Below are 20,639 nucleotides of genomic sequence, written 5' to 3'. Positions count from 1 at the left end.
TTTTGAAAGGAGGGCTACTATGTTTGACCTGTTTAGAGCAGAGTGCTTGAAGCTGAAAGGAACTAAAATTCTTTTTCTAAGTGTGTTTATTTTAATGGCAACCGTATTTTTGACTTTTAGTACTTACGCCATAAATCCTAAACTTTCCTTGGATCGTGATGGATGGAATGAATACTTTATGGATTTGGTATCCTCCATTAATTTAATAACTGGATATATGAGCTATTACATTTTGACCTGCTATATCTATGCGAGAGAATACCAGGAGAACACTCATATTGCACTGTTTACAAACCCAGTTCGCCGAACTCGGATTTACTTCAGCAAGCTGCTCGTTATCTATATGTACATCGCTGTTAGCCTGCTGTTAGCATTTGTGCTATCTGCGATATTGGGTATGTTTATTACGGCCAGACCGCTAACCTTTGAAATCGTTATATATCAGCTTGGAATCTTCACTAAAATGATTATTATGCACGCTATGCTCATCCCGATCATCACGTTCTTCGCCATTCGCTGGAGAAAATTTGTGCCCGCCATTATGGGGATGTGTACCGTTATGTGTTTAAATTTTGTTTTGGTTAATACACCTGGAAATACCTTTTATCCATGGACCGTGCCGTTATTGTTTTCTCCACATGGCACACTGGGCAGAACATTTACGAATGTTCCTGGAGGGATTATCAGTATTTGCATCATTTTTGTGCTTGGGCTTTTATTGGCGTTAAGAAGCTATACCCATATAGAGACACAGTAGAATGTGTAAGCAGCAAAGGACGATGAGTGTCCATATAAGATTGGCTGGATGAAGCTGTAAAATGTTGTCGCTTAAGGACGGATTTACGTGCTATAATTCCAGTAACAACAGAATGGCTTAGGTGGGCGGTCGGCTAATCTCCCGGAAGGGAGGTGATGCCTGTGGAGGTTAAGGATGCTCTGACATTAATGATGATGTTCGGCACGCTATTAATAGCGTTGATCGGATTAATCGTTACGATTGTTATTGCGTTGAACCAAAACAAAAAGAAATAGACCGCCCTGGAGAGGGGAACACGGTCTATTTCTAATAGCTAGCCCTTTTCAGCCGACCGCTCTTCAAAGCGGCTGTTGCCAAGAGTAGGGATGTTACCAGCATCCTTGCTCTTTTTTAGTATATCCTTCTATCATTTATTTTAGCACATCTGAATAACCAGTGTAACTGAATAACGCTGTTTACTTGGTGAAAATTTTAACTTCCTTTGGAGCGAGAGTCACGGTGATTGAACCATTGTTAATCTGAACGGAGTCGTTGCTTAGCTGGTTGGTCAGGCGGGTTCCGTTGGACAGATTATCGAAGTTGCCAATCGTGCGGGTTTGACTATTCCAGGAGTTGTTGATAAATACGATGGCCTCGTCACCGTTTTTAGAGCGCTGAAAACTGTAAAAGGAGTCGTCCACCCATTTTTCCTTTTGGCTGCCGTTTTGCAGAGCAGGGTGGTTGTTGCGCACATTGTTCAGCTTAGCGATGTACTGATACAGGTCATGGTTGGAGTTGAAAGCCATATTCTCCCGATTGCCGGGATCATCTCCGCCATTAAAGCCTTGCTCAGTACCTTGGTAGATGATTGGAATTCCGCGTGATGTCAGAGTAAAGCCCAAAGCAGTTTTGAGCTGTGGCCATTTGTCATAGTTAGCACCCGGCTTGCCGGAGGCGTCATTCAGGAAACGTTTTACATCATGATTGTCAATAAATACACCGTTGGTCTGGGCATCGCGATAGTAACGATCATCGGAGTAGCGTTCCTTGATTTTTCTCATGGATTGATCGTGTCCGAAGACATCCTTGATTGTATAATACATCGGAAAATCCAATGCGGCATCGAGATACCGGGTGTAATCCCCCACATAAGCAGGGTCGCCATGGAAAATTTCACCCATGGTGAAGGTATTGGCGGCTTGGTCAAAATCCTTTAGAAAACCCTTCGGTACATGCTTGGCGGTATCCAACCGCAGTCCGTCGATGCCTGTCTCATTCAGCAGCCATTTGATCCAGTTTTTAAGCTCATTTGCGGTAGCGGGGTTTTCATGATTTAGGTCATCCAGTCCAGCCACATCACCGTTTTCAATTTTCCATTGGTTGTTAGAGTTGTAGTCCCCACCTGTAATTTCACCATTGTGATGATACCAATCTGTTTTATCAAAAGGAGCCTTGGCGATGCCGTTCCCCGGTTGGAAATCACCTGTGTGATTCACGACGACGTCCAGCATCACAGCGATATTTTTGTCATGTGCCTTACCAACCAGCTCTTTGAACTTGTCCATTGTACCGAGATGCCCGTCTACCGCATAAAAATCATACGTATGATAGCCGTGGTAAGCGTATTCACTCTTTTGCATCGTTACCGGGGTAATCCAGATCGCGGTAAACCCCATATTTTTAATGTAGTCGAGTTTGTTAATAATACCTTGAAAATCGCCACCATGCCACTTGCGTTGATCGCTGTTGTTGGAATTGAAGCCACCGTAGTTATCGTTGGACGGATCTCCGTTGCTAAATCGGTCTGTCATGATAAAATAAATGCTTTGTTCGCTCCAGTCTACGTTGAGGGGAGTGGGCTTGGAAAGGGTACCCGGATCTATAGGAGTGAAGGCGCCTAAAGGCGCCTCCGTTTGAGCAGTTACTTCAACTCCGTTAACATTGGGTGTGTAGGTAGAAGTGCTTACGTTTAAGGTTACACCCGAAAGTTTTTCTGTTGGGATAGGTCCTGCCACTTCGTTGAGGTCGGTTGCGTAGGTAGAAGCCCCTACGCTGAGGACGCCCCCCGAAGGTGCCCCCGTTCGGATAGATCCTGCAGCCCCGTTCAAGCCGGGTGTGTAGGTAGAAGTTCCAGTGCTGAAAAGGTAGTTCTTCGAGTTATTGCTGTCCCAACTGTTATTGCCGTCATTAAAAGCAGCTTCCAATTGGGAGGCAGAACCGATATCAACGGTAATTTTGGCATAGCCGCTAATCTCGGCATCCTGCATTTTCACACCGGGTACGGCAGTCCAGTTTCCGTTAGCTGGGCGGTAGTGAATATAAGGCGAGTTAAAGCCTTTTTTGTAGTATACCGTTACCTTGTTAGTTGTACCGCCGCCATCCCCGGGAATCGTACCCGCTGGAGCGCCAGATGTGATCGTTCCCGCATTGCCGCTGTTACCGGGCGTGTACGTAGAAGTGCCCGTGCTGAAGGAGTAGTTTTTGGTGTTGTTGCTGTCCCAGTTGTTATTGCCGTCATTAAAAGCGGCTTCCAATTGGGAGGCAGAACCGATATCGACGGTAATTTTAGCATAGCCGCTAATTTCGGCATCCTGCATTTTCACACCTGGCGCTGCAGTCCAGCTTCCGCCAGCCGGACGGTAGTGAATGTAAGGTGAGTTAAAGCCTTTTTTGTAGTATATCGTTACTTTGTTGCCTGTACCGCCATTATTGTCAGGCTTGGCTTTGCTGATGATATATTGTTTGAATCCACTCAACTCACCGGTTGGTGAGCCATCATTGTTGACGAGATTGTTGATGCGCAATAACGTAAACCCGTGATAACCGAACTTCGTGATTTTCTCCTCGATTTTTTGGAAGCCGCTGCCGCCTGTCGGAAGTGCATTTTCACCATTCAGGCGAACACCCTTGGCATTCGCGATGGAGGAGACGGTATCAACCAGGGTGGACGGCAACGAATAATTCGGTGCTGAGCCACTGTCAGTCATCTCCAGGCAAGTGAATGTCAGGTCTAGATCGGCATCCTTGAATTTCTGAATGAGACGGTTGTAATCATAATATCCACCCGCTTGTTCTGTGCTGTGCGGCATAGCAGGATTGTTCATTTGCCAGTGCAGACCGGAAACTTTGGCCCCGATCCGGACACCAAACACAGAATCGAAGTTTTTGTGAGCCGCTGCTCCGATGACACCTAGATGCTTCTCAAGTACACTTTGGTACCACGACAGAAAATCCTTTCCATATGTGGAATTATATCCGCCGTTCGTGTAAAATCCGTCCCCATCGGTCGGTGGATTGATTTGGCTAAGGCTGGTAAGTTTGGTGCCCCAAGCAGCATTAATCTTGTCCAATGATCCGTACTTGTCATTCATAGCTGTGCGGAATGCATTTTTGGCTGTTTCAGTATAAGCTTGGAACTTGCCTCGTCCCGGGTAGCTCCACCCTGCTGCTGGATAGTAGGACGGATAGCGCAATTCCCCAGAAGGACCGCCGCTCAAATAAATTTTGGGAATGATACTTTTATATCCGGCAAAGTTTTCAGCGAATGAGGCATACAGCTCGTCATATTGTTTACCGGTTCCGCTCCACAATGGGGAGAGGGCTTCACTATTGGCATAGCCGCTTTCGTCCTTGAACTGCATTTCATCTGCACTGCCCTTGCTCGGCAGCCAGCTTGGCAGTGGGATGTTGCAGTCATCTCCCACATTTCCTCCACACTTATGCGTTGAGATGATAGGAACCCACTTCAGTCCCGCTTCCTTCACGGCGTTTGCATAGGTCTTGTAGTAGCTCCAATCGAACTGGTTATCTCCTGCGCTCTCCACATAGCCCCACCAGACGTCGGTAGTGATGGCATACACGCCATTGTTTTTCAACGTTTGTAGCTGCTTTTTGAAGGCACCCCAGTCATTGATTTTCGCCAGCGGTCCCATAACGGAAGCTTGAAAATCATCTGCAACCGCTGCGCTCGCCGTATTAGAGGGTGAGCCAATGAAGGCGGTCAGAGACAGCACAAGGCTTAGTAGAAGCATACACCCTTTTTTCCATAGACTTCGATACAAGGTCAAACCGATCATCCTCCCCAAAGCATATTCTAATTCGACAACATTTTGTAAACGTCTACAAAAATAGTATAAAGCAAGCGGTTGCATAAAAAGAAGAATTTATTGCGCACTCAAGGTGGACAAATATGACATTTTACGTAAGCAACCGTGTGCTTAAAAGTCTACAGGCAAAAAAATAAGGCATCGGTCTGAGAAAGACGCATGCCTTTTAGTGATGTGCGGATAGCCAAGCCAGTATAGGAGAAAATGAACCTAAGCGTATAAAAGTCTTGTTCCAGTCTGTATGGAAAGTATTGCCGAGACAGCCTGCTTAATAAATAGAGCGATCCTTCTGGTCGGCAATGCCGCTTTTACGGTAGAAATACGTATTGACCCGATCCCGCCATTCTTTGGCATGCTCTGCCTGATGCTCCAGCCGCTCCAGCACCTGCTCATACATGGTATCATTCAGCTGCCCTCGTAGACTAACCCATGTGTCTCGGAGATGGGCCGCACGTTCTGCACCTTCAAAATGGGTATCATAAATGTGCTGTATGACAGTTTGGCCGGAGTGGAGCAAGTGTGTATAAGGGACATGGTGAAAGAATAAGAGCAGCTCATCCGGACAGGTGTCCGTAGATTCGTAGATATCGGCATGGGGAGCAAAATATTGTCCTGCATAGCCGGTCCCGGTTGCGGTCGTGCGATCTACTCCAATCCCTCGGCAATCAGCAAAATGGTAGGTTCCCCACTTGGAATATTCGTACCCGTCTACATCCGGCCCATAGTGGTGATCGGGACTGACCATCCAGCCGACCCCCAGAGGGGCGGTGTAGGATTCGTAGATATTCCATGAATCGAGCAGCATCTGTTTAATGGTAGAGATTAAATCTGTGCCGCCGTCGGTATTCCCTTGTCTGTCAAACGTCAGTCGAACCCACTCATCAGCGATTTCGTCTGCAGACAGCTCCGGGTCCCATGCCAGCCGACCATAGCCATAAAGATTGGACTGGGCGAGCAAATGTCCGGTCCAATTGGTGTCTGCACCAATATTGGATACAGCGGCTATTCCATAGTTGGCATGCTTGGGAGAATGCAGAGCGCCACTCACGATACGCTTGATGGTGGAGCCTTTTCCTAGGGCGTAGGTGTCAAAATCCAATACTTCCTTCCATTGGGGAACAAGGTAACATAGATGCTTCTGTTGGCCGGTGTACTCTTGCGCAATTTGAAATTCCAGCAGTACCTGAGTGGATTCCAGCGCACCGAACAGGGGGGAGACAGGCTCCCGCACCTGAAAATCCATGGGGCCATTTTTGATCTGTAAAATGACATTCTCCCGAAACAGCCCATCCAGTGGTTTAAAATGGTCAAAGGCTGCGCGGGCCCGATCCGTCTTGCGATCGCGCCAGTCCTGCTTGCAATTGTAGACAAAGCAGCGCCAAATCACACGTCCGCCATAGGGCTGCAACGCATCTGCCAGCATATTGGCTCCATCGGCGTGATGGCGCCCGTAGCTGAACGGTCCGGGCCGATTTTCGGAATCGGCTTTGACCACAAAACCACCCAGATCAGGAACGGCGGCGTAAACTTCCTGGGCTTTGGTCTGCCACCATTCAGCTACAGCTGGTTCCAAGGGATCGGCTGTAGTTAACCCGCCGAGCTGAATAGGACTGGCATAGTTAATGCTCAAGTAGATCTGTATGCCATAGGCGCGGAATACCGCAGCTACTTTGGCCACATCCGGTAGGAATTTATCTGTAATCAGCTCGGTTTCTACCTGATGGACATTCACATTGTTAATGGATAGCGCTTGAATGCCTACAGAAGCGAGTAGACGGGCATAGTCTCGCAGGCGCTCCATATTTGCAGTAAAGGCATTATTGTCGTAGAAAATGGACCCACCCGCATACCCGCGTTCAATACTACCATCCATGTTATCCCAGTGGTTGATCATGCGGATGGGATTAGCTGGATTAGACAATAGGTCTAGAAGGGGAGCGTGCAATGATTCCTCGGCGGCGGGTTTCAGTTTGCCGTCTAATCCTCCTTGAAGGTAGCGCAGCAGATGAAAGACTCCATACAATACGCCTTTGGAGGTCTGCCCCGCGACTATAACGTACGGTCCTTTGAACTCATCGTTACCGTGCGAAGCTGAATATGCTGGATCTGGCATCTCTATCCCGCGAATTCGGTAGCCTTCTGCACCCACTTCTGCCTGTTCCTCTGCGCTGAATCGTTCTGCGACCAAAGGATGCGCTGGGAACGTACCCAGCGCAATGAATGGCGCATTCACAGGAACGGCGCTGATCTTCGGCTGCTGTCCAAACATGGAGGTCAATCCGTGCTGAAGCTCACTCGCAGCCGATTGAAGCACTTCATCTGTCTCATGGACCACGATGACCCTGCACCAAGCGGGCAGCTTTTGTACCTTACTATTGCGGCTGTAATGCAGCCAAGCCGCATAGCCGCTTTCTTTTGGCATATCCATAAGCTTGCTCATATTGGAGCCTCCTTTTGGGCAGGTGAAGATGATCCTCAGACATGCTGTTTCTGATCCTGACTCATATGCTCTGGGAGAGTCAGACGGTTGCCGTTGCCTTCATACAGCCACAAAATAGCGGTAACTCCGCGCGGATAATATTTACTGCCATGGGCAATACCGGAGAGTATCTGATCGCTCCAGCACCAATAGGATTCTTCAGGGTGAAGAAGCCATGAGACGTGGGCAGCGTCTGCGGCCTGCCCAGCTTCTTCCCAAGGCAGTTCCAGCAGCTCGCGGGCAATAAACTGTGACAGATAGATTTTGCTCAGCCAGGAGTTGTTACTGGTCGAGGACAGCTTCCAGCCTCCGTCTTCAAACAGACAAACTCCCGGTACCAGTACAGTTTCCAAATGGCGCCGCAGTGCTTGGATATATCCACCGAACCGTCCATCAGGCTTAAGCGCAGCCTCACATCCTGTAAAGTAAGGGAAGATCAGTCCCTCAATGGCAGGAATAATCTGCGAGTCATTACCTTCCTGAATAACTGCTGGAATATAGCCCTTGTCTGTCATATGTGCTGTGATCGCTGCTGCGCATTTGTCTGCCTGTAAGCCAGCCTCCTGTGAAAGGGAGTTAAGCCCTTTTGAGGCAAATATCTTTTCCAGAGCAACATATACAGCCCAGCATTTGCTGCCCAGATAGATGTTGTTGCGGGACTGACCCAGAGATACGTCCAGACTGTCGTAGGTCGTAATTTCCGCGCCTCCCCGGGTTCTAGAGCTGTCCAAGCCCATCAAGCCGTTTCGTTGTGCCGGGTCGGGGTGATCCCGTCGTAGCATGCTTTCGAAGCAGTCACACAAAACAGGTAGCATACGTGTCGTAAATGACTGATCCTGTGTCTGCTCGATATATACCGTGGCGCAGCAAAGCCAGTTCACCAGTTCCTCGTGGCTCATGTAAGAGAAGCAGTCGTCAATCCCTGCCAGCTCATAACAGGAGTATCCCTGCCGGGAGAACACGTTGGCTACGCCCATATCATGGGTAAACGTGATACCACCGGGATAGGTCTGTTCCTCTCCCGGAAAGCGTACCTCATCCCGATAGCTGTACCTTTGGACAAACCACTCCAGCTCGTTGCGTACCGTCCATGGATTCAAAATCAATTCATAATAAAGCTGATCCGCCGTCAGATCGAGGGTATTCATCATCCGATACTCGCCTTCGTTCACAATCCAGATCGGTTCTCCGTCCGCTTGGTGACTCAGCAGTTGAGTACTGCCGTAGTAGCTGTGGATCGCCTGAGCGAGCATAAATTTCTGGTCCGGGCTCAGGTCTGCCGACTCCATCCAGCGATTAGCCTGAACACAGGCTGCAGTCAGGTCTGTAAAATGCTTCAACGCATAGTTTCCCACGTCCTCAATATCCTTGAACAGCTGGGTATAGTAATACGACGCTTCGATGCCTGTTGTCACAATGCCGCCGCGATAGAAGCATATGGCGAAGGCATATGTGCGCTTCTCACCTGCGGGAACGTCCATCAGGAGCGCACCCGTCGTGCCCAGGCCAAAGGATAAATTCTCGGCCATGGTCTCCCCAAGCAGCTTCTCCATTGCAAATCCGCTGGCAGGTACTGCTTCGCTGCTGTTGGTCACAATGGCTGTACTGCGCCCTTGGCCGATGCCTGTGAGTCTTTCCTCCAATGGGGTAGAATCCGTAGTGTCCCTGCGCGGATCTTCTCCTATAATGCGTATGCCGCTATACGGATCACTGCCCTGATAGCCGAAAAAAGCTCTTCGCGCTGCAGTCCCCTGCGTGTTATCGACGGTTAGCTCGGCGAATACCGCCGGAACCAACGCTGCTCGCAGTTCATCCATACCTGCAATTCCCGGCTCGGGTACCGGGCGAACAGGAGAGTACAGCCGGAACGTCAAATCGCCGGCCTGCCATGTATCCGTTCCTACTTTTAGCTCACGGGTAATGTCGGAATCAGCAAAGGCCATAAGCTGCGGTTCCGTTCGTTTACCCTTTTTCTCCACGTCGTAGCGGGCACTTTCATCCTGTGTGGATGCAAAGAAGGGAAGCGCCTCGTATGATTCGCCATCTCTGGATTGCAGCCCGATATATACATTTTCGTCGGCAGGCTTGCCCAGCTCCAAACCAAGTCCGCCGCGATTACCCTTAAACCCAAGTGTAAAGCTGGAAAAAGAACCGATAGGTGCATGCTGTGTGTTATAAAATATATTTTTCGACATATAATGAAACCCCTTTCATGATAAAGTTCAACTTTGATTAACTTCACTTAGAGCCTAGCATGTCATGTGGTGGGGAACCATTGTCAAATCGCTCAACTATTTATCCAAATCGCGCTGAAAGCGATATACTGGGGTATATCCATGTAAGTAAGCCAGGAGGGAAAACATGTCGTCACCACGTTTACCGAAGCGTCCCCATCATCCGGACCTTACAGCTGCCGGAGAGGAATTCTTTTTTCCCGATGTGCGGACCACAGTCAATCTGTTTGCCATTCATACACGAAGTGTGGGAAGAGAGTGGAGCTATCCGCCACACGAGCATCCTCAATATGAAATTAACATCGTGCTTGCGGGAGAACAGATCACGGTTGTGGATGGTCGCAGCTATACCCAGCGACAGGGTGATCTGGTGCTGCTGCGTCCGGGGATTGTTCACTCCAGTCATAGTAACGGAGAGGGATTTACGTATTTTTGTATGCATTTCGACATTGATGATAAGCTGTTTCTCTCGCTGCTGAGTCGTCTGGAGCAGGTGCTGTTTCCAGCTGAAGGCACAGTGGCAGGGCAGATGGGACCAGCGCTGGGCAAGTTGCTCGATCTTTCAACGCCGGAAGACATAGGAATTGGTAGTGATTCGGTGGCAAAGCGAATGCGGATTCAATCTGCTGTGTTTGAACTGTTCGCAACGTTGTGGGAGGCTGTATCCAGCGAAGCCGCTCATCTGCCGGGGCGTGGATATGTGCAGGCAGAGCTTGCCCATCAGATTGCCAGTCGTCTTCAGGGCAGAGTGAATCAGCCCTATGGGCAGGCTGGCTCGGTGGAAAAACAGGATGGGATCGAGGGGATTTCCTCCGAGTTAGGTATTAGCGTATCCCATTGTAATCGTGTATTCCGTAGTGTTTTCGGCGTTTCCCCCCGTGTATATCTATCCGGGCTTGTGCTGCATGAGGCCAAGTTGCTGTTGGCTGATCCGCAATGGTCGGTGCAACAAATTGCCGATATGCTCGGCTATGGGGATATTGCGCATTTTAGCAGACAGTTCAAGCGCTGGTCGGGCCAGTCGCCGACATCCTATCGCAAAAGCTCAGTGCAGGGAAGCCCATCTGAATAAAAATAAGTATTCCTTTAAAATGGTTATGATATAATCCCTATAGGGTAGCTGAGAATAATACGAATTTACATAATCAACGTGCTTAATAATCAAATAGAGGAAGAGGTTTAGGCGTTTTTTGAAAAAGTCGGAGCATTCGACCATCTGTTTACACCGGGGTGGGGTATAATGAGGAAATTGCACATACTGTGTTGTATCTGATGGCGAACAAGCTTACCACCGGAAGCGTGCTGTTCCCGGATGGTGATTATACGTTGATTTAATTCGCAACGAAGTGCATGTTTCATTCTAATCCAATCCGACAGGCAGGAATAAATCATTAAACAAAAACCGGTTCAACATCATACAAAGTGTCGACCGGTTTTTTTTATGATAACAGGCTTGGCCCTCTTGCAACTCTTTAGTTTTGCACATCTAACCTTTTATATTTTCGAAAAATACGTGGATAAATTACTTTAGTCCCGATACATACCATCGCCAGCATGGCGAACAGCAAACCGCTCCACAGCGTCCCCTGGATACCGGCTCTGGCAATAAACCATCCCCCTGCCAGCGAGCCCAGCGAAACCCCCAGGTTAATAAACGAGATGTAAAGACTGTTGGCAAACGCGGGAGCTTCTTTGGCCTCATCAATCACCCAGATCTGGGCGACAATCAGTCCGCTGGTATGAGCGGCCCCCCACACAATAATGATGAAGAGGGTAGGGATGAATGAAGAACTGATCCCGTACAGCAGCAAATAGGTGCCCCCCAAGACTACTGGATGAAAAAGAGCGGTGCGTACCTTATGCAAGCCCATGAGCTTGCCAGCCAATAGATTGCCGAGCATTCCGCCGATGCCGAAAATAATAAGCAGAAAACTGATAACATTGCTGCTCATCCCTGTGTTTTGTCCCAAATATTCGGCAGAATAGCTATACACCGAGAACATGGCTGCAAAAATAAAAGTAGCTGCCCCGATATTGAGCCACAGCGGTATTTTACGCAAAATGCCAAGCTGCTTCCGATAGGAGAACATTTCGGCTTGTGGTGTATCCGGCAGCATGAATAAAATACCAATCCCTGCAATCCCATTCGCTACCGCAGTAAACCAGAAGGAGGCCTCGTATGAAATTTGATTGGCGATATAGGCCGTAATTGGAATACCGAGTACCATTCCCATGCTCGTGCCGAGAAAGGCTTTGGCGGAAGCTTGCGTTGCCTTTTCCGGGGGATACAACGCAGTAGCGGCGACAAAGGCAAGCGAGAAGTACACCGGGTGAAACAGAGCCGGAATGATACGTAAAATCACTAGTAGATAAAAGTTGGATGTATAGGCTGACAGCAAGCTTGTTATGGCAAAAACAAACAACGATATTGTCATGATTCGCTTGCGGTTAAACCTGGACATCAATAGCACCATGAAGGGACCGAACAGCGCGATGATCAATGCAAATGAACTGACAAGAAACCCGGCCTGAGCTGCCGTAATATGAAAACGTTCAATGATGACCGGCAAAATGCCAACCACACCGAACTCAATCGTGTATACACCAAATAGGCCAAGTGCGATGAAAAGCAGAGGCTTACTATATTTCATTAGTTTCATTCCCTCTCCATGTCCTCCTACTTTACGTCCTTGATTTTGCATGCTAATATTTCATTAAATCATAAAATAATAAGTCAATACTCGAAATAACACACAATAATAATTGTATTTTTACAATATTGCCTTGAACTTAAGGAGATGGATTTGATGGACCAAGTGGATCATAAAATTTTGTTGTGTCTACAAAACCAGGCGCGTATCTCCATGACCGAGCTGGGTAAGGAGGTTGGACTTTCCCAGCCTGCCGTAACGGAAAGAGTACGGCGCATGGAGGATAAAGGTATTATCACCGGATATCGTGCCACAGTTTCACATGAGAAAGTTGGAAAACCGATCATGGCTCACGTGCTCGTGCACACGAATCAATGCAATTCATTTGTTGAGTTTTGCCAATCTGCACCTGAAGTCATTGAGTGCCATAGAATCAGCGGCGAGCAAAATTACTTACTGAAAGTCATGGTTGAGTCTATGCTCAAGCTGGAGCAGTTCGGGGATGAGTGTGGAAAGCATGGGCACTCTACCACGTTAATTGTCCTGTCCTCGCCTGTAGACCATAAACATGTAACCCCCACTTTATTAGACCCTATTTGAGCTACCGTAAATGGCTTGGCAAAGCTCAGTTGTAAACGGACCTGACATCCCTTCAAACGCTGTATTGGTAAAGGCGACCACACTGAGTCTTAGTGCGGGATCAACGAACCACGAATGACCATAAGCTCCTCCGAGACGCCACGTTCCGGGTGATTCAGCTGTTCCGCTTTCATCGGGATTTTGGAGTACGGTGAATCCTAATCCAAAACCCCGCCCCGGCCAGCCTGCCAAGGGAAGGTTCCCGGTCTGGATGGTGCCCATTTCGCGGACCCATTCCTCTGAAAGTAACGGATTGCCGCCGTTTCGCAGTGTTTCCAACAGTCGCATGAAATCTTTTGCGCTGCCAATCATACCAGAGCCACCAGAGTGGAAAGCCGTGGGATCAAAGGCTCGCGCGGGCTGAAAACGAAGTCCTGCCGTGCCCTCAAAAACCTGTGCAACCTCAAGCTCACGCATTCGCCGAGGTTCTGATATATCGTTGACATAAGGAGCCGCAAGCCGTCCGGCATCCGCGACCGCGAAACTGGTGTCGTGCATACCGAGAGGTTCGGTAACGAGCTTTTTAACAGCTGCATCAAGGGTTGTGCCACATACACGGCTAATGATAGCGCCGAGCACATCAGTAGCAATCGAATATCCCCATGCTTTACCCGGTGTATATAACAGAGGCACAGAAGCCAAACGTTGCAAGTTCTCCTCCAGCGTAAGATTTGAAAAATCCATGCCATCTGATACGCCTGCACGATGATAGGGACCCCCGCCTTCTTCCTCTAAAAAGCCATAGGTCAACCCGGCAGTATGTGTCAGCAATTGGCGTACTGTAATGGAGGGCTGCTCACCACTGATTAATCGGGGGCGAAAATCGGGCAACCAGCGTTCAATAGATTCATCGAGCTTAATCAATCCTTGGGCTGCCAAAACCAAAGCCGCAGTAGATACAATCGGTTTGGATACAGAAGAAAGCCGAAATAAAGCATCCTCATGCATAGGACGTTGTTCTTCTCGATCAGCCAGCCCCGCCGCTCGGACATACACGGGTGAACCATCCATATATATCATGACGACTGTGCCGATCAGACGCTTTTCGGCAAGGGTTTGATCTATAACTGCATTTACACGTCCGTCCAGACCAGCTTGTATCGCAAAAACTCTATTTTCCAAACTCATAAATATCTCATCCTCTCTATGATCCAGCGGTTACCGCTTGATGGAACTTAGTTTACAGGATGGGAAGACGACATTACATAAGGTAACAAAGGTATTCAGTGAGAATTTACGTTAAAATAAAATTATATTGAAGAGATGGCCTTAGATTTAAATGAATGGGGTTTTACAAGAAGTTATGCTGCGTTTTATAGCATCTTTTTAAGTTGAGATACGTTGAAAATAGGTGGTAAAATTTACAACAAAGGGGGGGGTTATCTATTGAGGATTGTATCGCGTAATAAGTTGGCTTGCTTGGTTGCCCTAGGAGGGGGTTTGACCGTAATTGCTACAGGTTTTGGAGGGGATAAGGAGCCTTATAAACTTCCCGATAAGCCCAAGGAGACTGCTGTCTCGACATTTTCAGAATATATGAACGCTTCTATGAGTCGCGATTACGATAAGATGCTTTCACTGTCTGATTATTATCGCTTTAAAACAGAACGGTCGAGTTTGAGCCTGACAAAGTAGACGACAATTTAGAAGATAATTTCAAGTGATTTTAATTTTTTGATTTTCTAATCAAACGGTCCAAAGCGTATCCAATGAGATACCAGAAAACTAGTGTAGTGAAGTAAACAATGGTTATGGGGATGTCTGCTTCTCGCACAAATCGAAATGATTCATACATCCAAACCAACGGGCTAACGATAGCCAATAGCATATTATAGTCGTCGTTCCCCGTAATATTTACAGTAATAACTAGACACGAGATTAGGACTAGCCAAAAACGAAAAGATTTCATTGCCTATACCTCCAAACCAATATTGTATCAATTTATTACCACGTACCAGCTTAGATTCTGGTCTTTATTAATGTAAGAGGAAAAGAACGCATGCAAAGTCAATTCGATCATTTTTGTTCATCAGGGATATCAAAAAAGAAATTTGTTGGATCAACTGTTTTTTGCCCTGGGTTTATCTCTTTCCCAGTATTGTCAATGAGATTGTAACTGATTTCTCCAACAGCGGCCATGAAATTAAAATGGGTTATTCGCCCTTGAATTGTAGGTTTCTGGCCGTCTTGTTCCACTAATTTATAAGGCAAAAAGGATAGACCACTGCTCTCCCTTTTGGTTGAGTCAAAACGTGCTGTCCATATTAATACACTACAATCGTTGCTGATTTTATAGTATGAAATAACATCCATCTCCTGAATAAAAAACGAATTTGATTTGCCTTCAGGAAAATAATAGTCTGTGTTCAGATTTTCATACCCTTTGGGTGTATATTCTTTTAAATTGCTAACTTTGGGAAGTTTGATTGCTGCTCCTCTGGATACATTAAGCTTATCCGAAGTATATTTGTTTTTTATTTCATTGTTTGCTTTCGCTACATAGGCCGTCTGAGATTTTGGATTCCAGGAGACATACGCATTGGATGAATCAGCAATGAATCGGAGAGGGACCATAATCCGTCCGCTTTTCAATGTAGTGACAACAGGCAAGGTTATATTTTTTGAACCAAGCGTTGCACTTTTCTGCCCAACTTTTAATAGTGTTTTTTCACCGTTACGATCTATTGTGACTGTCTTGGTGCTATTATTCCATGTGATGGATACACCAGGTAAACTTTGAACAGCATTTAATGGGACCATGGTAATCCCATGAGATTGGTAAGTTTCATCAGAGGATACAATTGAATTATTAACGATAATATGTGTCGAAGAAGCTTGTGCTGCTCCCGCACCTAAAGTAAGACCTAAAATAGATATGCAAGCTACTTTTGAGACAGAGCTCATATTCTATACCTCCACAATTTGAGTGACGCTGGATTCTTTCAGACTTTTCGATTTACGATATACTCCCGATATATGATTTGGATGGGATGTTGATGGTTGGATGAATCGTACCCGCAACCTAGGCAAGTTAATTAAAGAGTAGAGTAATGATCAAGTCGAACGAATTAAAGAACAGGATATTTTATCATGAGTGAGCCGTTTGCTACTATGTTTGTATTCGCAGGAAACAACGGAAGTGGTAAGGGAACAATGGGTTAACGTCGTTGATAGTTACTTGCAAACTAAAAATGCTGATCAAGAATAAACCGACAACTGTATGATTCAGTGAATCGGTTTATTCTGTATTTACATCGGATTGTGTCCACAATGTCAATTCGATGTGTATTGCACCTCAAAACGGAACCCGTCAGTAATAAACTGTTATTATTTTTCAACAGACTTTAGCAAGACGATGAACAGCATCCTGATCGTAGCGGCTTCTTCGGATTCTTTTTCTCTACACTTTTTTTACTGGACGTAACACTGCGTATCCGTATCCTTCTGGGAAATGCCGCTGATAATCTTGCTTTGTTTCCTCATCCCATTCATACCCCAGGCTGCTAGGGTCAAAGTTCCAAGCTTTCTCCTCCACCATTCTCATAACGTCTCCATTGTTTTTTAAATAATTGAAGGGTGGGTGGAAAAACACCAGGTAATCTGATTCGGGGATGTCCCGGCACCTCATTCCTGCGGGAATCTCTCCGGCGTAGTCAGCGGCAACCGGTATTCCATAGAGATATCCCTTCTGACCATCCTGATAGAACCAGCCCGCAGTTTGGCCCAATTGTTCGGGAAGCTTGAGATGAGACATGCTTTCCAATGTTCCGCAAATTTCATCACAATTGTGACCGTTTCTCCAGAAATCACCGTAGTTTCGAGAAGAGGTATCCCAGATTCCAATAAATTTGTGTGCTGGTATATGCTCGATTTTGACTTCAGCTTCTTGCAAATGATCCTTAACCATCTTATCCCGCTCCTTCAAATGGTAATGATAAGGAGAGAACACCTCAACGCGAATGGCTAACGGAATAGGTCGGGGCTCCTTCTGGTATACAGCCGGAGTTACCTCGAATGCTTTTACAAATGCCCGTGTAAAAGCCTCCTGTGAAGAAAACCCATACTTTATTGCAACATCGAGGATGCGGACATTGCCATCTCGGAGTTCTAGCGCGGCACGGCTAATCCGGCGCATCCACACATAATCCCTTAACGTTATTCCTGTAAGGGAATGAAACTGTTTTGTACAGTAGTAAGGGGAGTAGCCTAACTGATTGGACATTCTCAACAACGAAGGTGCTGAAGTAAGATTATTATCAATCCAATCGATCATAAGCTGAACCATTTCGTTCCATTCATACACGAGCGTTCCCTCCTTTCGACTCCATCTTAACAGCCGGAATGCAGGAATATTTGACTTGAGTTGCATGTGTTTTTTTCTCTTGTTCTGCTTTACTCCTCTACATAGCGGATATATGGGTGTTGAAAGTACCTTTGATCAGACACGAAATAATATTGTTTGCCTATAACCAGAGGAGGGATCGCGGACTTTGAGGAAATATATAATTCTTTATATCCACCTCCGTTAAAAGTATCTCTCTGTATGACCAAGTAATCATCTGTAGTTTTAACTAGCTTAGCGATTTCTGTCGAGTGATGACCTGAATAATAATAAATCCAGCTGAAAATTAGTGAAAAAAATATAATTTTTAAAATAGTTGCAGCCGTTTTATTTTTTGTAATCAACATTCGCACCAACCTCCCATAATCCATTCTTTCATTTGTAATAAAATATGTATGATTGGTTATTTATCCTGTTTATGTATATTGTAAGGTGTATGATCCGATGTTGAAAGTAACTTTTACACAAAAAGCCTATCTGCCATTCTTCCGGCAGATAGGCTTTTATAACATAAACGTCAACTTACTTTGTGTTTATACGCAGTCTGTGCCTCTTCATAGGATTGCACCGACGGCATAGCTTTATTGTCAATTATTTTTACGTTGGCGTGCGCGAGCCTCGCCGCCTTTGCGGCCTGCTTCTTCCCTACTCATTTTCCCGTCGCTATCACTTTGGTCTGAATTGCCACGGGCTTCGCCGCCCTTGCGTCCGATTTCCTGATAGAATTCCTTGTCATGGTTTTTGGAAGTGGCTTCGCCGCCTTTTTCACCAATTTCCTGGTAGAAGTCCTTGCCATGATTTTTGGAAGTGGCCTCGCCACCTTTTTCGCCAATCTCTTGGTAAAATTCTTTGTCGTGATTTTTAGCAGTAGCTTCTCCACCTAGACGTCCTGCTTCTTCGCGACTCATTTTGCCATTTTGGTTGTTGTTAGCCATGTTCAATCACTCCTCATCGAATTTTAGTAAAGCGGGTACGTGTATCTATTAACCTTTGTGTCAGGAATTAAACATGTCCCTTTTATTTTTCCAAATAGCAGATAACTGGGGATATTCACCTGATTAGTGTTCCCATGCTTCGGTGTGCAGTTGTTGCTGGCGGTTAAATAATGCCGGATAAATGAACAGGCTGAGCAGCACGCTGGTCAAAATAGCAGAGGTCATGGTGGTAAATACGATGAGCAATTGCAAACGCACAGCGGCAATCGGATTGGCACCTGCGATGATTTGTCCGGTCATCATGCCGGGAAGCTGGACAAGCCCCAGTGTTTTCTGCCCCTCAATGGTTGGAATCATACTGGAACGTATGCAATCCTTGAGTATAGGGAAGATGGCTTGTCTAGGCGTGCCGCCTAGTGCCAGAATGAGCATGATTTCAGGCTTGCGCAGCAGGACTTCCGACTTGAGCCGGGATACCAGCAGACTGGACAAAATCATGGAGCTGCCAATGATCATACCGCTAATCGGAATCATATATCGGGCTGTCGCCGGAATAATATGCAGGCCAATGAGGAATGTCTGTGTAACGATTTCCACACACAGCAACGTCAGGAATGACTTCCACATGAGACCGGGGATAAATCGTCCTTTGCGCGCAACATTTTGTGAGGCTACGGTAATCATGAGCAGAATGAATAATACGATAAATCCGTAGCTTTGCATCCCAAAAATCAAATGCAATACATATCCAATCGCCAGCAGTTGAACGGACGCTCTGATCGTGGCGATGATCATGTCTCGGTCCAGACCGAGTTTGAAGGATTTGGACATGACAATGGCGATAAATACAAAACCGAGAGAGAGAATCAAGGCAACAATCGTCATACCCATTCTCCTGCTACAAACTTGCGGGTCTCACTATGCTGCGGAGCATTAAAAAACGTTTCCGTATCCGCTTGTTCTATCAGTCTTCCGTCGATCATCAGCCATGTTTCGTGGCCTATCCGGCGGGCTTGTTCCATATGATGCGTAATCCAGATCATCGTTGTTCCCTCTTCTTTGTTCATTTGTAGCAGCAGTTCCTCAACCTCTTTGACCGAGGCAGGGTCCAGTGCAGAAGTAATCTCATCCAGCAGTAAAATATCCGGGCGGTTCGCAAGCGTCCGCGCCAAGGCCAAGCGTTGTCTTTGTCCGCCAGACAGTTCCTGCGCCTTCTGTTCCAACAGGTCGCGGGTGAGCCCTACGCGTTCCAACAGGCTGGCAGGATCATCCAGCACTGTACCGTGCAGCCGTTCTACGGTTTGGAGATTGTACAGGACAGTTCCCTGAAGCATGGGGGCATCCTGAAAAACCAATGCGACTTTCCGTCTCAGTTCAGGGATCTCCCACTCCGATATAGGTTTGCCGAGGACACGGATTTCCCCTTCATCCGGTGTCATTAGGAGATTACACAGTGAAAGCAACGTGCTTTTACCAGACCCCGATGGACCGACCAACGTGGTGATTTTGCCGGGGGAAACTTTTGCGGTAATCCCGTTCAGAACCGCACGTTGTTGTCCAGACCCGGTGAAATATTTGATGATGTGGTTAAATTCAATAGCTGGAAGTGGTTTGGGTTCCATAGATATAGCTAGCTCCTTTGTAGGGGATCGAGAAAGGTATCAGATCCGTTCTATGATCTTATTTTTTATTATATCAGTAATGACTGCTATGCTCTTCTGTAAAGATTCGATGCAGGTTGGCTGCGGTAAACGGCATTTTCTTTGTATAAACTAACAGGATTAGTTAAAATAGAATCTGGATCGATTCTGTATATGTATAAGGAACCGAATTACATAGAAATTCGATGAAAGGAGGCTGGATGATGTCGCCTAGAAACGGAGTAAAGCTGCAAGATATTCTGCGGGCTGCCGAGGACATTGCCAATGAACAAGGGATGGGGGATGTCACGCTCACCACGCTGGCGCAAAAGTTGCACATTCGCCCTCCGTCCTTGTATAACCACGTGGACGGATTGAACGGACTGCGCCAAGTACTGGCATTGCACAGTCTCGAACAGTTGGAGGAAGCTTTGATGAGCGCAGCAGTTGGTAGAGCGGGCGCAGATGCGCTAACCGCTATGGGGAAGGCGTATATGCGGTATGCTCGCGAGCGACCCGGTTTGTATGAAGCGATGCAGTATGCAACTGATCGAAATGATACCGAAATGAGGCAGGCTGCGGATCGCGTGGCCGAGCTGGTCATTACCGTCCTGTCCAGTGGTTATGGCTTTAAGGAAGAAGATTGCATTCATGCAGCGAGGGGATTCCGTAGCCTGCTTCATGGATTTGCCTCGCTTGAACAAAAGGGCGGGTTTGGTTTGCCTGTGGAGGTGGACCGGAGCATAGAGGTGATGATGGCTACCTTTTTGGCAGGTCTACGTGTGCAGCAAGAACGAGATGGTGAGCTGACCAAAGAAGTCTGATTTCAACCTGATGCAGCTAACATGATTGCGTCGCAGACCCGAAGGGTAAAATA

General features: G+C 46.9%; 17 protein-coding genes and 1 pseudogene. 7 read left to right on the top strand and 11 right to left on the bottom strand.

Going from position 1 to position 20,639, the window contains the following annotated elements:
• Positions 1-19 precede the first annotated feature (19 nt).
• On the top strand, positions 20-757 hold the full coding sequence (locus tag MKY75_RS24105; RefSeq protein WP_165145740.1) for an ABC transporter permease: 738 nt from the start codon (positions 20-22) through the stop codon (positions 755-757).
• Positions 758-918: 161 nt separating this feature from the next.
• Positions 919-1,032: a putative holin-like toxin gene (locus MKY75_RS24100; protein WP_016822651.1), complete on the top strand. Its 114-nt coding sequence runs from the start codon at positions 919-921 to the stop codon at positions 1,030-1,032.
• 180 nt (positions 1,033-1,212) lie between these two features.
• Here MKY75_RS24100 and MKY75_RS24095 read toward each other — a convergent pair whose 3' ends face one another.
• The 3 genes from MKY75_RS24095 to MKY75_RS24085 all read right to left on the bottom strand — a co-directional run bounded on the left by MKY75_RS24095 (position 1,213) and on the right by MKY75_RS24085 (position 9,516).
• Positions 1,213-4,803 carry a family 14 glycosylhydrolase gene (locus MKY75_RS24095; RefSeq protein WP_340886797.1) on the bottom strand — a complete coding sequence of 1,197 codons (3,591 nt, stop codon included), beginning with the start codon at positions 4,801-4,803 and terminating at the stop codon, positions 1,213-1,215.
• A gap of 307 nt (positions 4,804-5,110) precedes the next feature.
• The gene (locus MKY75_RS24090) at positions 5,111-7,282 is read right to left on the bottom strand and encodes an alpha-glucuronidase family glycosyl hydrolase (RefSeq protein WP_340886794.1); all 2,172 of its coding nucleotides are present in this window, start codon (positions 7,280-7,282) and stop codon (positions 5,111-5,113) included.
• A 35-nt stretch (positions 7,283-7,317) separates the two neighbouring features.
• Positions 7,318-9,516: a glycoside hydrolase family 52 protein gene (locus tag MKY75_RS24085; protein ID WP_340886792.1), complete on the bottom strand. Its 2,199-nt coding sequence runs from the start codon at positions 9,514-9,516 to the stop codon at positions 7,318-7,320.
• A gap of 166 nt (positions 9,517-9,682) precedes the next feature.
• Between MKY75_RS24085 and MKY75_RS24080 the strand changes: the two genes are divergently transcribed.
• Positions 9,683-10,627 carry an AraC family transcriptional regulator gene (locus MKY75_RS24080; protein WP_340886790.1) on the top strand — a complete coding sequence of 315 codons (945 nt, stop codon included), beginning with the start codon at positions 9,683-9,685 and terminating at the stop codon, positions 10,625-10,627.
• 158 nt (positions 10,628-10,785) lie between these two features.
• Positions 10,786-10,890 (top strand): annotated as a pseudogene (locus tag MKY75_RS24075) (SDR family oxidoreductase); the annotation flags it as partial.
• A gap of 137 nt (positions 10,891-11,027) precedes the next feature.
• Here MKY75_RS24075 and MKY75_RS24070 read toward each other — a convergent pair.
• Positions 11,028-12,215 (bottom strand): MFS transporter, encoded by a 1,188-nt coding sequence (locus tag MKY75_RS24070; RefSeq protein WP_340886787.1) that lies wholly within the window; start codon positions 12,213-12,215, stop codon positions 11,028-11,030.
• Between the two features lie 147 nt (positions 12,216-12,362).
• Between MKY75_RS24070 and MKY75_RS24065 the strand changes: the two genes are divergently transcribed.
• Positions 12,363-12,806, top strand: coding sequence for an Lrp/AsnC family transcriptional regulator (locus tag MKY75_RS24065; protein ID WP_029518733.1), 444 nt, complete (start codon positions 12,363-12,365; stop codon positions 12,804-12,806).
• Here MKY75_RS24065 and MKY75_RS24060 read toward each other — a convergent pair.
• The gene (locus tag MKY75_RS24060) at positions 12,792-13,973 is read right to left on the bottom strand and encodes a serine hydrolase domain-containing protein (protein ID WP_318627729.1); all 1,182 of its coding nucleotides are present in this window, start codon (positions 13,971-13,973) and stop codon (positions 12,792-12,794) included. The genes MKY75_RS24065 and MKY75_RS24060 overlap by 15 nt on opposite strands.
• 258 nt (positions 13,974-14,231) lie before the next feature.
• Between MKY75_RS24060 and MKY75_RS24055 the strand changes: the two genes are divergently transcribed.
• Positions 14,232-14,480, top strand: a complete 249-nt coding sequence (locus MKY75_RS24055) for a hypothetical protein (protein ID WP_340886785.1) — start codon at positions 14,232-14,234, stop codon at positions 14,478-14,480.
• 381 nt (positions 14,481-14,861) lie between these two features.
• Here the strand turns inward: MKY75_RS24055 and MKY75_RS24050 are convergent, their stop codons facing one another.
• The 6 genes from MKY75_RS24050 to MKY75_RS24025 form a co-directional block, all read right to left on the bottom strand.
• The gene (locus MKY75_RS24050; protein ID WP_340886783.1) at positions 14,862-15,749 is read right to left on the bottom strand and encodes a copper amine oxidase N-terminal domain-containing protein; all 888 of its coding nucleotides are present in this window, start codon (positions 15,747-15,749) and stop codon (positions 14,862-14,864) included.
• A 496-nt stretch (positions 15,750-16,245) separates the two neighbouring features.
• Positions 16,246-17,148: an AraC family transcriptional regulator gene (locus MKY75_RS24045; RefSeq protein WP_029518728.1), complete on the bottom strand. Its 903-nt coding sequence runs from the start codon at positions 17,146-17,148 to the stop codon at positions 16,246-16,248.
• Between the two features lie 89 nt (positions 17,149-17,237).
• Complete coding sequence (locus MKY75_RS24040; RefSeq protein WP_029518727.1) at positions 17,238-17,534, bottom strand: hypothetical protein; 297 nt, start codon at positions 17,532-17,534, stop codon at positions 17,238-17,240.
• A gap of 240 nt (positions 17,535-17,774) precedes the next feature.
• Positions 17,775-18,122, bottom strand: a complete 348-nt coding sequence (locus MKY75_RS24035; protein WP_029518726.1) for a KGG domain-containing protein — start codon at positions 18,120-18,122, stop codon at positions 17,775-17,777.
• A 123-nt stretch (positions 18,123-18,245) separates the two neighbouring features.
• On the bottom strand, positions 18,246-19,007 hold the full coding sequence (locus MKY75_RS24030) for an ABC transporter permease (RefSeq protein WP_165145758.1): 762 nt from the start codon (positions 19,005-19,007) through the stop codon (positions 18,246-18,248).
• Positions 19,004-19,744, bottom strand: a complete 741-nt coding sequence (locus tag MKY75_RS24025; RefSeq protein WP_165145761.1) for an ABC transporter ATP-binding protein — start codon at positions 19,742-19,744, stop codon at positions 19,004-19,006. The genes MKY75_RS24030 and MKY75_RS24025 overlap by 4 nt, the downstream gene beginning before the upstream one ends.
• Positions 19,745-19,986: 242 nt before the next feature.
• Here MKY75_RS24025 and MKY75_RS24020 point away from each other — a divergent pair, with 242 nt between their 5' ends.
• Positions 19,987-20,586 carry a TetR/AcrR family transcriptional regulator gene (locus MKY75_RS24020; protein WP_165145764.1) on the top strand — a complete coding sequence of 200 codons (600 nt, stop codon included), beginning with the start codon at positions 19,987-19,989 and terminating at the stop codon, positions 20,584-20,586.
• Positions 20,587-20,639: the final 53 nt, after the last annotated feature.

Origin of the sequence: Paenibacillus sp. FSL L8-0663, from assembly GCF_038008125.1 — a bacterium.
GTDB classification, from domain to species: domain Bacteria; phylum Bacillota; class Bacilli; order Paenibacillales; family Paenibacillaceae; genus Paenibacillus; species Paenibacillus polymyxa_D.
This window is presented reverse-complemented; position numbering and strand designations above follow the sequence as displayed.

What these genes read in the sequence shown, in the direction of transcription:
- MKY75_RS24105 (WP_165145740.1), top strand. Translation starts at nt 20, where the DNA reads ATGTTTGACCTGTTTAGAGCAGAGTGCTTGAAGCTGAAAGGAACTAAA.
- MKY75_RS24090 (WP_340886794.1), bottom strand. Translation starts at nt 7,282, where the DNA reads ATGAGCAAGCTTATGGATATGCCAAAAGAAAGCGGCTATGCGGCTTGG.
- MKY75_RS24085 (WP_340886792.1), bottom strand. Translation starts at nt 9,516, where the DNA reads ATGTCGAAAAATATATTTTATAACACACAGCATGCACCTATCGGTTCT.
- MKY75_RS24080 (WP_340886790.1), top strand. Translation starts at nt 9,683, where the DNA reads ATGTCGTCACCACGTTTACCGAAGCGTCCCCATCATCCGGACCTTACA.
- MKY75_RS24070 (WP_340886787.1), bottom strand. Translation starts at nt 12,215, where the DNA reads ATGAAACTAATGAAATATAGTAAGCCTCTGCTTTTCATCGCACTTGGC.
- MKY75_RS24065 (WP_029518733.1), top strand. Translation starts at nt 12,363, where the DNA reads ATGGACCAAGTGGATCATAAAATTTTGTTGTGTCTACAAAACCAGGCG.
- MKY75_RS24060 (WP_318627729.1), bottom strand. Translation starts at nt 13,973, where the DNA reads ATGAGTTTGGAAAATAGAGTTTTTGCGATACAAGCTGGTCTGGACGGA.
- MKY75_RS24050 (WP_340886783.1), bottom strand. Translation starts at nt 15,749, where the DNA reads ATGAGCTCTGTCTCAAAAGTAGCTTGCATATCTATTTTAGGTCTTACT.
- MKY75_RS24040 (WP_029518727.1), bottom strand. Translation starts at nt 17,534, where the DNA reads ATGTTGATTACAAAAAATAAAACGGCTGCAACTATTTTAAAAATTATA.
- MKY75_RS24035 (WP_029518726.1), bottom strand. Translation starts at nt 18,122, where the DNA reads ATGGCTAACAACAACCAAAATGGCAAAATGAGTCGCGAAGAAGCAGGA.
- MKY75_RS24030 (WP_165145758.1), bottom strand. Translation starts at nt 19,007, where the DNA reads ATGACGATTGTTGCCTTGATTCTCTCTCTCGGTTTTGTATTTATCGCC.
- MKY75_RS24025 (WP_165145761.1), bottom strand. Translation starts at nt 19,744, where the DNA reads ATGGAACCCAAACCACTTCCAGCTATTGAATTTAACCACATCATCAAA.
- MKY75_RS24020 (WP_165145764.1), top strand. Translation starts at nt 19,987, where the DNA reads ATGTCGCCTAGAAACGGAGTAAAGCTGCAAGATATTCTGCGGGCTGCC.